The 13251-nt window shown below is 37.3% G+C and carries 11 protein-coding genes; 6 read left to right on the top strand and 5 right to left on the bottom strand.

All coding sequences use genetic code 11. The features are described from left to right. Positions 1 to 18: 18 nt before the first annotated feature. Entirely contained in the window at positions 19 to 438 is a 420-nt protein-coding gene (locus M1E93_RS20365) for a hypothetical protein (RefSeq protein ID WP_286452078.1), read from the top strand. A gap of 335 nt (positions 439 to 773) precedes the next feature. Here M1E93_RS20365 and M1E93_RS20360 read toward each other — a convergent pair whose 3' ends face one another. After that, the gene (locus M1E93_RS20360; RefSeq protein WP_023159980.1) at positions 774 to 1232 is read right to left on the bottom strand and encodes a hypothetical protein; all 459 of its coding nucleotides are present in this window, start codon (positions 1230 to 1232) and stop codon (positions 774 to 776) included. 486 nt (positions 1233 to 1718) lie between these two features. Here M1E93_RS20360 and M1E93_RS20355 point away from each other — a divergent pair, with 486 nt between their 5' ends. From M1E93_RS20355 to M1E93_RS20340, 4 genes are read left to right on the top strand one after another with little or no spacing between them, the layout of a single operon-like run. Further along, entirely contained in the window at positions 1719 to 2267 is a 549-nt protein-coding gene (locus M1E93_RS20355) for a transglycosylase SLT domain-containing protein (protein ID WP_159287624.1), read from the top strand. Beyond that, complete coding sequence (locus M1E93_RS20350) at positions 2257 to 2811, top strand: hypothetical protein (RefSeq protein WP_159287625.1); 555 nt, start codon at positions 2257 to 2259, stop codon at positions 2809 to 2811. The genes M1E93_RS20355 and M1E93_RS20350 overlap by 11 nt, the downstream gene beginning before the upstream one ends. Then, a complete protein-coding gene (locus M1E93_RS20345) occupies positions 2808 to 3368 on the top strand; it encodes a FlhC family transcriptional regulator (protein WP_023159982.1) in 561 nt (186 codons plus the stop codon). Before M1E93_RS20350 ends, M1E93_RS20345 begins: the two co-directional genes overlap by 4 nt. Beyond that, positions 3368 to 4207, top strand: a complete 840-nt coding sequence (locus M1E93_RS20340; RefSeq protein WP_023159983.1) for a hypothetical protein — start codon at positions 3368 to 3370, stop codon at positions 4205 to 4207. Before M1E93_RS20345 ends, M1E93_RS20340 begins: the two co-directional genes overlap by 1 nt. Positions 4208 to 4241: 34 nt before the next feature. On the opposite strand, the gene traN is transcribed toward M1E93_RS20340, so the two are convergent. Further along, positions 4242 to 7013 carry a conjugal transfer mating pair stabilization protein TraN gene (traN, locus tag M1E93_RS20335; protein ID WP_023159916.1) on the bottom strand — a complete coding sequence of 924 codons (2772 nt, stop codon included), beginning with the start codon at positions 7011 to 7013 and terminating at the stop codon, positions 4242 to 4244. Between the two features lie 239 nt (positions 7014 to 7252). Here traN and M1E93_RS20330 point away from each other — a divergent pair, with 239 nt between their 5' ends. Further along, positions 7253 to 7426 carry a hypothetical protein gene (locus M1E93_RS20330; RefSeq protein ID WP_159242430.1) on the top strand — a complete coding sequence of 58 codons (174 nt, stop codon included), beginning with the start codon at positions 7253 to 7255 and terminating at the stop codon, positions 7424 to 7426. A 58-nt stretch (positions 7427 to 7484) separates the two neighbouring features. Here the strand turns inward: M1E93_RS20330 and M1E93_RS20325 are convergent, their stop codons facing one another. From M1E93_RS20325 to traF, 3 genes are read right to left on the bottom strand one after another with little or no spacing between them, the layout of a single operon-like run. Next, a complete protein-coding gene (locus M1E93_RS20325; RefSeq protein WP_023159917.1) occupies positions 7485 to 10718 on the bottom strand; it encodes a conjugal transfer protein TraG N-terminal domain-containing protein in 3234 nt (1077 codons plus the stop codon). A 19-nt stretch (positions 10719 to 10737) separates the two neighbouring features. Continuing rightward, positions 10738 to 12147 carry a conjugal transfer protein TraH gene (locus M1E93_RS20320; protein WP_159287626.1) on the bottom strand — a complete coding sequence of 470 codons (1410 nt, stop codon included), beginning with the start codon at positions 12145 to 12147 and terminating at the stop codon, positions 10738 to 10740. A 15-nt stretch (positions 12148 to 12162) separates the two neighbouring features. Next, positions 12163 to 13194, bottom strand: a complete 1032-nt coding sequence (traF, locus tag M1E93_RS20315) for a conjugal transfer protein TraF (RefSeq protein ID WP_159287627.1) — start codon at positions 13192 to 13194, stop codon at positions 12163 to 12165. Positions 13195 to 13251: the final 57 nt, after the last annotated feature.

Here is a 13251-nt window from a genome sequence, read left to right as displayed (position 1 = left end):
ATTAAACGAGGATGAGTCATGAATACCTATAATGTATCGTATAAGGTTAATCTTAATAACAATAACTATGCACTAGCTTCATTTGATGTACAAGCAAAGTCTGAAAAGGAAGCGCGTAGAATAATAAGCAAGTCGAATATAGGTGTTGAAGAATATACTGTTACTGGGAAAGACTTTTTCTCGGTAACGTGGTGTGTTGAAGATATTCATGCAAGTATTGTTTCCGGTTGGGATAGTGAAACAGAATTAGATGAATTTAATAAAACTGATCTTGATGTTTTCTATTTTAATTTAAGTGATGATGATAAAAAGAATTTTTGTTTAGATGTATTGGAGTCACTTAAAAACAACCATGATTGTAATTACGGTATTAATTGGGATGTAATTAAAATATCAGCAGATTCAAGTATGGATATATGGAAAAGATTAATTAATTAAGATTCAATATTAAATTACAGAAAAATAGTCAGAGCTTATTGTGTCTGGCTATCTTCACCAAAGGGAAAGCCTCTACTTATTCGTAAAATACTGCACAAAATGGCTGAAAAAAGTGAATGGATGCAAGTAGTGGCTTTTTAATATCATATATGCTTCGTCTAAGCGATTCTGAGTCACTTTAGCCTGTGCGCCAATGCTTACCCACGATGATGTGTGTAAGACCTCTCAAAATCGCCCCTACGCTGTTTTTAAAGACAGGGAAAGGATCGCCTACGGCTCACAGTACCCCCTAAAAGATCGCCTACGGCTCACAGTAAACAAAAAAAACATAAAAATCAGCGAGTAACACCGATAACCGTTTTTCTTGTGCCCTTTTTCAAATGTGTAATTCTCATTTTCAATGATTTAGTAATATTTTTGGTTTGCTTAATGTCAGCCCTGATAATTTTAAACTTATCCTCGTATTTTTGAATAAGTTGGCGTACTTCATCTGACCGAATAGAAAAATAGCGTATGTCAAAATCGCCATTACCTGTGGTTGGAGCATTACGCATAGAGCCAACTTTTTTAGTCGCCTTGTTCATCACGACCATTCCCCATCGAATCCGTACTGAGCCCCTGTCGTTATGAATTACTGGCAGGTATGGGGAGAATAGCTGTTTGTTATTTATTTCTTGCATAAACTGTTGGATCAGATTTACCGCATTATCAGCGCATACAGTTATTGCTTCCTCACAGTCAGCAAGGATTGCTTCCAGCTTTAGCAATAACGCATCTTCATATGATACTGACATGTATTTCAGCACTCCAGAAAAGGTTCAGAAAAAGTCATTTTAACATAAACTAATTATACCGTAACCACCCTATTGGTGACTTAATGTCTCGATTACAATAAGTCGTAACTACTGTTTTGGTGACTTAATATGTGAGATACATTAAGTCACCAAAACCCCCTTGGTGACTTAATGTTTTTTGAAAATGTGCCGATAACAATTTTGGTGCAGAAGAAAGAATTGTCTTTCGTAAGCCATAAAACACCTATTTTCGACTTAATGCGAATGTTATTAATTTCTTTGGATAATAAGTATCATGCTACTAATTATTTTTGTTATGTAACATGTTGAATATAAGTGAAATTTTACTCCCTCTCTGTTTACGTATACTGTAAATAAATGTATAATAAATTGCATTAGTCGTAGATAGTGTGTTGACGACTAATGTATGTCTTACTATAATTTATACTGATATATACGTATATGCTCAGAATAAGTGAGGGGAGGATGAAACGCTTTCTTCTGTTTTTAAGCATTTTTAATGCTGCGATTTGCGAGGCTGCTGTTGTAGATTTAACTAATACCTCGTGGGAAAAGCACGCTAAACAATGTAACCTCGATCCGCTTTTACTCTATGCTATTGCTCTTAAAGAGAGCTCCCATAGAACAGCCGATAAATCCTTTGTTGCACCCCATCGCTATGCTTTAAATAACCCAATTATGGGCTCTTATTATCCGGTGAACCGAGATGATGCTGTCCGAAAAGTGCGGGAATATGTAAGCGTTTCAGCATTGACTGATATCGGTATTACACAAATTAATTGGCGTTGGAACGGTAGTAATTATGTTTCTGACCCTGCTGAGTTATTAGATGTAGATAAGAACATTGAGGTATCAGCGAAGGTCTTGTGTCGAGCGATTGAACTATCTCCAAATGATATAGCGCAAGCCATCGGTAATTATCACACACCAAATCCAGCGTTAAAGAACAAAGCTAAAGAATATGGTGAATCAGTTCTGCTCATATGGAAAAGATTGAAAGAAAATGAACAATAAAATAAATTGCTACAACACTGAAATGACTGATGTACTTTTCAGTTTATTAAGTAATTCTGAAAGAGTTGATAATAATCCATTTGTGGTCGTCAATTCTGACAAAACCTGTTTTGTTGAAGATTTTTCCATTATGAGAGATTTTTTCAGTGGATTGAAAGTGCCTGCTTATATATTAAGCTATAAAGAGGATTCTCAGTCTTTATATACTAAGAAAGACCCAAATTTTAAAAAATCTCTGTTGGATGTTTCATTTTTGCGTTTAACAATGCTAATTGAATCAGCAATTATTAATAGCATGTCTGGCACAGATACTAATCATTTCTTTTGGTTTAATGATTGTCAGTCATACAATACAATTAATAAGTTTTCTTTTAAGGAAATACTGTTTTCTTTGTATTCAAAGCAAATAAATATTTCTCCAATTTACAGACCTTCGATTATATCAACTAGATTAGTCGATAGTGATGGTTATCATAAAAAATATGATGATGTATTATTCTATCTTAAATCTAGAGCGCGCTTATGTGGAAAGGTGTTTAAATGAAATTAACTATTGCGCCAGAAGATTATCAATTAGCAATTGATATGATAAAACTTGGATTTAGAAAGAATGTAATATTGTCTGAGATTCCAGCAATATCTCCACGTATGTATGGATGTTTACGAAATGATTCAGGAATTGATAATGAGGATAATGATTTTACGTTAGGACGACTAAGAAAAATTAGCACTATATTAGCTAATCAACATGATAAACGATCTGCTACTGATTTTTTACATGTATATTTAATGACTGCACAAGATCCAGAAAATAGATTGCAAATAGAAGAATTGGTTGGTGCTTATAAAGCATACCGCCATTTATTTAATGTTCATTGTGGTTTCTTTGATGATCCATTAAAGAAACACATAATTGATCCGAACTTGGCATGGCAAATTGCAACCAATTACCGAAATGGAATAATTGGTTTAACTGGCTGTTTTGAGTGTCGGCAGAAATATATCTATCTTACACACGAATCAGAGGATTCCTGCAATATGAAATGTCCTTATTGCTCTGAATCTAAAGAAAATGAATTCATTAATAATAAGGGTGAATAATGAAAAGTTGTAAAATGATTACAGGAATTCTATTTTCATTAGTGTTATCCGGCTGTGCTAATAATGAAAATAGTAATTGGATATATAATAATGAGGCTTCAAAACCAGTGGTTGAAAATGGAAGTGAAGCTCTCAAAATTGCTAAATCAATAGGGTTGAATAATCTAGATGATGATGCGGATAATTACACAATCTTTGCTGTGTTAGTACCAAGTCAGAAAGGAAATTCATTAAAAAAAATTAAGGAACCTATTGTTGTAAGCGATACAAAAGGGATGGATCAGTTAAGAGAAATCATCTCACAAAGTAAGAATGCAGTAAATGTAGTGGATCTTACCCTTGCTGCAACAGTAAACCCTGTTTTTGGGCTCTTAGCTTTTGATACAAGCACACCAGAAGAACGAGCGCCTATGATGGAAGGTCGTTTACTAGTAACCGAATGGGGATCTACACCGCTGAGTTTCAGTGACCAACTTTTGAAAACGAAGCGTATTAACTCTGTCTTTGATAAATACTTATCAAATGCAATTAAAGCTGAAGTGGCTGGAAATGTTTTAGCATGTAACGCTGCTAAATTTGTATCTGTTACTGAAAATAGAAATATTTCCGATCAGAATCTATATGTAAATGTGCATCAAGCACCATTCACTAATCTGAAGTATTCATATAATTATACGGATCATGAGTGTGTTCATTATTTACACGATACTGGTAGGTATGAGGAAGAATTCAAGAAAATTAGTGTTGAGTTAGGTCCTGAAACCGTACTGTTTTTGCCGAGCAATTTGAAAAGTGAGCCAAAAATAATACGGAATGGTCAGGTATATAAATTTAGATAAAAAAAATCCCGCTAATAAGCGGGATTTTTTTTATCTATTCATCTTTAACACTTAACCTTGTTTTCGCTCTTTGTCTAACTTCTTCTAAATCTGTACCTTCAACCCCTCTGGTAAATCGCTCGACAGAGTTTACTCGCTTTCCATCAGCATTGAGTGTACTTCCAGAACCCGTATATTTATCGAGGTCAAATTCTTTGAAATCAGGAAGCATGTCGGCTTCTTTAAGAGTTGCGGTCCATTCAGAAAAGTCTATTTTGGTGAAGTCTACTTTATCCATATCTGCTAATGTAATTCCTTCACAATTCGGATTTTTTGTATCACCGTATCCTATTGTTCCTCTAACGTGCTCAGTGATTATTCTGGCTACCTGAGAGTTATACGCACAGTAGCTACTTTTCTTTTCGATACATGCGCCAAGGACCTTCTTAGAACACCAACTGTCTACCTTTGTCGCTAACTTAGTTTCTTTTTTGATTGCCAGTTTGAATTCTTCATCGGTACAAGCCCATATAATATTCACCAATAGGTTTGCCATTTGGTATGCCAAGTATGCATATCCGACAACTGACATGGCTGTTGTGATCGTTGATGAAAGTTGCACTACTGAAGCACCTGAGCTAGCCCCTCCGTTTTCTGCTAATGATTGAGTTGCAGTTTTTCCGCCTTCAGTAGCTGCGGATTGGAAAATAGCGTTTGTAACAGCCTCACCGAAGGTGTTTGCAGTCCATTCGGCAACTTTGGTTGTTAGGTTGTTAAGCGCTGCTGTTGTCATCGAGACAACGCCTTTTTCAGCGACTCCTTGAGCTACTTCAGCACCGGCATTTCCAACAAAAGAGTTAAAAGCGGAAATAGCAGGTTTTGTAATAGCTTCCACCGCATCCATAGCTGCTGTGCTTGCCATATCAAATAAGCCTACACCACCATCAAACAACCCTGCTTCTATCGCTAAGGCATCTGCCGCTCTCATAGTCATCATTGAAAGCTGTACGTATTCTATCCAGCTCACACCGACCGGTTGATCACAACAATCTACCCATCCTCCCATTGCCGTTCGGCATGTCAGAGCTTCACCTTTGAAAATGACACATTGCTCTTTATTCAAAGAAGATTCACCGTTGTTTGCTTCTTCTGCATCAGCACAATTCGTATCTGCCAATGCAAAAGATGCCGCATTCAACATAGCAGCCGCTGTTGCAAAATCACCATTCTCTTGAGATGAAGGACGTAAACATGATCCATTTAGACATTGTACAGCGCCGTCACAAATTAGCTTTTCATGGACTGCGCCATTATTAAAGGTAACATCTTTTCCACAATCCCATGTTTCACTAGATTGCCAGCAACCAGCAATATCACCTTCTTTTCCTGTTAAACATTGAGATTTTATAAACGAACAACCTTGCTTCTCGTATTTCTTGCATGTGTTGTTTACCCCATGCTCTTTACCGCAATGCGTGATCACTTCTGCTCTCTTACAGAATGGTGATATTTTATCTAACGGAGGTGGTACGAAGTCCTCTTTACAGAGTTTGACACCATCTATGACAGCACAACCGTCTTTATCGGGGATTATTGTGTCATGACAAACAACAGTGTAATCCTGACAAAATCCTTCTTTAATGGCTTTTACAGCCTTGTTAAATTCACTTTGCTGTGGCGAGCTCCAGACATCATTAGTAAGTGCTTTTTTCTTATCAAATTGAATGCGTAATTGTGCAAAGCCTTCACCTGCACCGGTTACTGATACTCTGTTTTTAAAAAATACCTCATCATTCGGTTGGACTTTACTAAATTTTTCAGTCACATCAACATTTAACTGCTGATCCCAACTCGTTGAAAGTTCGCACCGACCAGGAGTTTCAGGTGGAAAAACATCTTTTCCGTGTGGTCCACCCCATACCTGTTCAAGATCAGTGCTTGTACCAGCATAGATTTGCATGTAATCATCCCATTTAGCGCGGGTTATTTTTGCGCTAATAACAGCGGTTGGGTTAATAACATTCACAGACATATAATCTTCAAATATTCGGCAGTTACCTTTCCAATAGTCATCACCTACTTTTCCTAACCAGATATCAACACATGTCTCACCACAGGTTTTAATATTTGCAGGACCTGAATTATGAGATACCAAACCTGCTAAATATGGATGATTAACTATGTAACCACCTGTCACATCGACTGTTTTTGTGCATTCCTTATAATCAGGTATGTGCTTTTTATCTACATAATCCTCAAATACCTGTTTTGTTTCGCATTTTGAAATAGCATCGGAATATTTTTTTTCATTTGAGAGAAAATCGTTATGAACATTAAAAACATCATCATCTTTGTTAATGTCAATTGAGGAGTGACGGGATGCCCCTACTAAAGTTCGGTATGCCTCTCCTTTGGGGCTTTGTTCTGTTTTCAGTTTTTTTGATTCATGAAACCCAATTTCATTTGTTTTGCTATCATTGCCATAGACGTTTGATACATCATCTACCCCCATAGCAAAGCTGTCTTTATAATAAATATTGTTAAAATTGACAGATTCACCTTTACCAAATTGTGAAGTACCTTTCGAATCTACATTTAGGCTTGGTAATGTTTTATAAAAATTTAAAGCCTCTTTAGCTGTGTCATGACCAGCAGTAACTCCCTCCAGATTATTTTTATCTGTCTGATATTTACCTGTGTTTTCTGGAGGTTTTGTCGAAACTTCAGCAAATGAGTTAACGGGTGTTATCATCACTGAGAGATAGGCTATTAGTGATAAATGTGTCACCACCGAAGAAAAATTTCTTCTCCTAAAATTTTGAATCATTTTCTTTCCTCATGGTTTTCAGATCATCACATGATAAACACCTTACATTTTTGTTTTTCAGGATAAATACTTAGAAAAGGGTTCTATTTAGCATGTAATTTTTTATCAAATAAGGTATGATTTGATGGTATATAAATTAATCAGTTGAGGGGGGCGATATGTCTTTTAATCACGGTTTCATATACAGACGACCGCGTTATTATCACTTCACCCGTTCGTGTAAGTGTCATGCGGAGAGAATGCAAAAAACAGAACAACAAGCCGCAGAACAGCGTCAACATGATATTGATTTATATGGCTCTGCTTATGTTAGGAAGCGTGAAAACGGTTCTGGTTTCGGTAGTTTTTTAGAAGATTATGGATTAGGTATTGCTATCGTCGTTTTTCTGGTGTTTTTTTTAATGCCAATTTGAGTAACGCTGATCATAAAGATAAGGCAAAAACACAATGTTTTTGCCTTTTTTATATCCGTTATCGTGGTTTAATTTGTTCTACTCTTGGCATTGGATTACCTTTTGTAATAATTGCTTTATCTTCACCAGAACCTTCTGATTTTTCTGGTTTTTCTGGTATAGAACTAGGTGAGAGATCAGTACCGGTAATTATATCTCGACGACTTCTTTGAGGAATTTGATTGCCGTTACCACCAGCTAATGTGTTGTTGGTAATGTTTAATTGAGTATTTCCAGACCCAGTTCTTGCTTCAATTTGCACATTATTAAGTGCGCTGTAAAGTTGGTCACGGCTAGCATTACCACCATTTTCATAATATGTATTTGCGAAATTTGTTGCTGCTTCATTAATTTGATTAATAGAGGTGGAATTTTTAGCAATAGCTGCATATTTTGCCAGACCGTCAGTAATATTGTTGGACTGCTCATACGGCATAGTTGCAGCGTTTACTGACTTCATAGAATTTAAATTTGCTGTTGTATCTGATTCTATATTGTTTTGGTCTGCACCCACGTTACTAACTGAATTGGTCAATGCATTCATGCTAGTAGCAACACTTGTACCTTCATTTGAAATTATTCGAGAACTATTTTCTGATACCGAGCTACCATGTAATTGCTCTCTAGCTCTCCTAGATTCTGAATAATGCTCAGCCATACCTAGTCCTGCATTATTTTTGGCTGACTCATCTTCTATATTAGCCTGTTGGCTGTTTAGGTACTGTTGGGCTTGAGCAGTTGTATTAACGAACTTGGTATTAACAGCCCCCTGATTATTCACAATATTTTCTTGAACTTTTGTCTCTGTATTTTGTGCAACATTCATGTTTCTACTTTCTTCGCCATTCATTGCACCGGTAGGGTTTGTTGCAGGACCGAACAATTCGCCAAAGTGATTAGCTAAACCACCAGTATCATTTGCCGCATATATTGTCGCAGCGCTTTCTGCATCTGAAGCTCCCATAATGGAACTAAGCTGCTGTTGGTATTCTTTTTTTCTGTTTTGAAATTCATCATTACTTAGGTTTTCGTTATTGATTTTGTCTATAACATTACTGTTTTCATTTGCTAAAGTTGCCACCTGACCTGCGGTATAAGACTGTTTGGTAGATACTGAATTATTCGCAGAAACAGTATCACTATATGATTCTTGTGCTGTTTCTGCTTGTGAAGCGGCTTGTCGGATGCTTTGAGCAAGTTGTGCTGTTTCTTGAGTACCACCATGTTTATCAAGCTGATCCGCAATGTGTTCAGCAAATTGAATGTTATTAGATACACTAGTTGCGTCATTCGTTGCAACAGAGTCATTTGTCATTATGCCGGTTGTTTGAGCTCCGGAATTACGGTGAATATCGGAGGATTGAGCGCTAACGGCAGTGCTACCACCAATAGAAACTCCTTTACCACCAGCACCACCCGTTTCTGGAGAACCTACACCCATACCACCTGATACGCTTGCGTCACCGGATAAAGCCGTAATTTTGGCACTCTCATCAATAGTGGAAGATGTATTACCAGTTGTGAGCATCGAACCACTATTGGATGAATTGCTAACTGTATTGCTCAAACCTGTATCACTATTGATGGTAGATCCGTAGTTATGAGATGTATTTATCCCCATAGAACTCAAAGAACTAACACCTTTATCAATAGCAGAAGTTAAAGTTTCTTGAGCTGTAATATTTCTGCTGGAAGCAGATTGTATAGCTTGTTGTCGCGTATTTGATAAGTCCAGTTTTGGAGCAGTGCTATTCCCGCCAGTTATCGTTGATACTGCATTATGTGCTGATTGTTCAGTAACTGCTGATTGCTTGTGTAAAGCAGGAGAATCAGTAGCATCTGGAGTCATTGGTGACGTATCAGGAGCACCAGTTGTTGATAGACCTTTTGTTAATCCCGTGAAAGCATAAGAGGAACCAAACACCACAAATGCGCCCAACATCGGTACTGATGCCATCATGTGCCCTGCTATGGCGATATTTTTCTGTGTAACAAATAACAAATGGTATAAATCGGAGAAACTAGAAGCACCAGAAACCAGCACTGAGATATCAGACTGTGTTTTAGTTAACATAATAGCGTTCATGATCGCCAGCAACGGTTGCCATGTTTGAATCCACAAAAGCACCAGAACGTATTTAAGGCTCAAACCTACGCCCATTAATCCGAATGCTAAAGCGAAGGCAACAAATGGCACCAGACCGTATACAGCCGCCTGTATAAAAGACTGAAGATACTGAATCCAAATTAGAAATGACGAACCTTCAGACGCCCATTTGAATGATTGTTGAATTTGCGACTGTGATTTAGCAACTGCCGCATATGAGTGATAGGCGTTTTCATTAGCGGTTTGTGGCATATTAACAACGAATGGGTACATTAATAGCTGTGCTTGAAAATCCCGTAGGTTTTTCCCAGTTGCTCCAAAAAATGTCATTGCTTCAGTCATGGTTTTGTTTGCAAAAGGCAGTGAACACTGGTTCTTTGAGCCATATGTTTTACATTTTTCACTAAACCCATTTCTTACACTGAGCACACCTTTACCGATTGAGTCAGCTTGTCCGCCAACCATAAGCCTGATACTTTTCATTGCCTCAAGACAGGACACATCATCAACTTTACCGTTTACTTCAATGGCAATAGTTCTGTTCGGGCTTGTTGCTAGTTGATCATCAAATGGCTTATTCATGATCCCCATGAAACTTTGAGCCCCTCTTGCAATATCAAATGCAAGACATTGATTTGTGTAAACCTTTATAGCTTCCTCTAAGTGAGCACTTTTGCTATCGCCACTGGACCAAATTAACGGATCTCGCATTGCATCAAACATTGATGCAAGGGTATACAATGGGTCAACGGGACCGTTTTCAGTCATGCTTGGCATTGAAAATGCCTGTTCCATTTTTCGTGTAAACTGATAACCAGTATTGCTGATAATTGATGCTGTAAAACCAACACCGAAAGGTACATTATCAACAGCCCGTACTTCGCCGGTTGTAACATCTTCAATCGTGACTCTTGTTGTAACTTGAAAGAAGCATAAAAATAGAACTACTGATACGGCAGCTTGTTGAAATGCTATGGTTTTACCACCATCAGCGGCAGATTTTATTACATATCCGATGATAGATAACAAAAAAGCGATTTTAAATGATCCTGCCAAGACACCATCGTTACTGAGCATACTAAGCCCGTTAAACACCATTGAAAGCGCCGAAGCTCCACCAGATGATGTGTATACGTGAAAATCCATTACTGATTACTCCGATTGATTATTGGGCGTTCACACCATCTGGAACGTGAATTGGTTTCGTACCGACCATGAATGTATTAAATATTTCGTTTATTCTGACTAAACCACCATGCTTAACAATGTAACCATCATGTATTTGTCGAAGGGTTACTTTTGCATCTCGTATCATTTCACGCTGTTTTTTGATATGAGCAAAAATAGGTTCCTCATTGTTTTCTATAATTCTATCTGCACTGCTTTCTGCGACAGTTAACATATCGTTTAAATATACGAAGGCTGCTTCATAACTAATTATTTCAGATATATTTCTGTAATAGTGCATTGCTCTAGTAGTATCTTGACCTTCTATTAATTTGTAACCATTAGTGACAGCCCCATTAACATTGAAAAACAATACTTTTTGCTTTATGTTTTCAGCAGGTTTCTCATTGCTTATATATTTTTGAAGATAGTTATATTTTTCAAATATATCTAAGAATTGAGTCTGAAGCCCATCAACCTTAATTTTCTTCGGTGCTGGAGCTATGCAGGTGTCTTTTGATGTACCACAGCCATAGATTTGAACATTTTCTTTTTCTTTTGAGCCTTTCATCAACAGTTCATAGACTTCCTCAATAGGGATGGGGGCAATTGTTTGGTGCAATATGGGAGTGGATTTGTCATTAGATTGTGTGGCTTCTTTTACAATAACCATACCAGTCAAACTCATAACTAATTCTTTTTGTTCGTCAGTAGAATTTAAAAATCCACTATTAAATCCACCTTTACTTAATAAACACCACATTACATTACCGTAGTGAGTACACGGTTTTGTTAAACCGGCTTTTTGTGCTGCCATCATTGGCGGTTGTTTACCTAACACCTCGGATTTATAGCTATTGAATGAATCCTGAATACCTTTTGACGAAAGCTGTGCAGACACTGACGTTTTCATTTCTTCGCTAATTGCACCTGCCATATCTACCATTAAACCTTTTGATAATTGACATGAGTTGGCGGTGTATTCATTCAGCTTTTGTATGATGGATTGTAGTTTTGATAATTCCCCTCCCAGTACGGCATCCATAGCGTTAATAGCCAACTGAAATGCCAGACCGACAGAATTAGCCGCGATATTTCGGAGCAATTGAATAAATTCTTCCGTGTTAATGAAACTGAATGACCCTGCAAAGAAATCAATACCGGCACACCCACCAGACGCTTTAGGTAACGTTACGTTAACGGGTGTAAGGGTTCGTAGTTGATTACGGACCACGAAGCCCCCTCCTACGTACCCCTCGCGAGTAACACTCTTATAAGAACCACCGCTGGTTGTGTTCGACATAGAGCCAAACATCTTATTTAATTGCTCGTTTACATCAGCGGATTGACTAATAGGAGTAAATCCGAAAAGAGCTGTAACAACCAAACTTAATAATGTCTTTTTCATTACGAAATTAGCCTTTTAAGGTTTTGTAACTTGAGATCGTTTTTGGATATATTCAACAAATAGAATTGGGTCATTTAAAATATCGTCTGGCATATCTTTGATTATGTCGCTGTCAATATATCCATTGTGATTAAGGGGAAGTGTGCTTGTGTAATCTTGTTCAGAAATTAGTTTTGCATCTTTAGCAATCAACACAGTGCGTTCCTTCAGAGAATCACTACTGATAGCGCTAAATGAAATGATTCTGATATCTTTAGGGGGTATGGCTAATGCAATCGCTGGTACATTAGTAATTCCAAGTTTTTTGGCTTGACCGGTATCAATTTTCATATTGTTAAATTCATTTTGAGGTAGAGGGAGACCATCAACAGAAATAGGAATTACATTTATGCTAGTTTCATGACTAAATGTTTTTAAAACAAAGGCTTGCTTCTCACATAAAGGACAGTCCTTTCCTTTAAAAAAGAAAAAGATACCTGCTTTACTTGAAATGCTATTCAAAACACGTCCTCTATTTTCGTCAGCTACTCGTGTTTGCTCCATAGCCGCAAATGAGGATGTGGATCGGCGATTGTTTTCATCAATGAAAGGATCAGTAGTAGTTACCAGTCTCGCCATATCTGCATAACGGCTGGCTTTGTCCAGCATGATCCGTTGCACGTAATAGTATCGCCTTACATTCTCTTTAGTCGGATTGTCAATTGCCTCATCTCGTAACTTCTGAATGTTTTCCCGATACCATTTAACAGTAAATTTCGGCTCTGGTGCAGGAGCTGGCGCTGGTATTAGTTTTGGTTCAACTGGCTTAGGTTTTGGTGTATCTGGTTTTGGTTTAGTTGGAATGATTGGCTTTGGTTTCGTGACTTGCTTTTCATTATAGAAAAACCACCCTTCATCTTTTTTTTCCAAGTCTTGTACACTTCCACCAATTACCTGCTCAGAATCATCGTATGCTTTCTTGGGCTCCTGATTTGCCAAAGAATAACCTGTTCCTGAAAATGAGATAGCTACAATTACAGCCATAGATAAATATTTATGTTTTCTCATTGAAATTCACTTATGTTTGATGACAGCGACCTAATAAAAATGTTTTGCATTAGGAAA

It is taken from the genome of Providencia sp. PROV272 (genome assembly GCF_049901975.1).
GTDB classification, from domain to species: domain Bacteria; phylum Pseudomonadota; class Gammaproteobacteria; order Enterobacterales; family Enterobacteriaceae; genus Providencia; species Providencia stuartii.
This window is presented reverse-complemented; position numbering and strand designations above follow the sequence as displayed.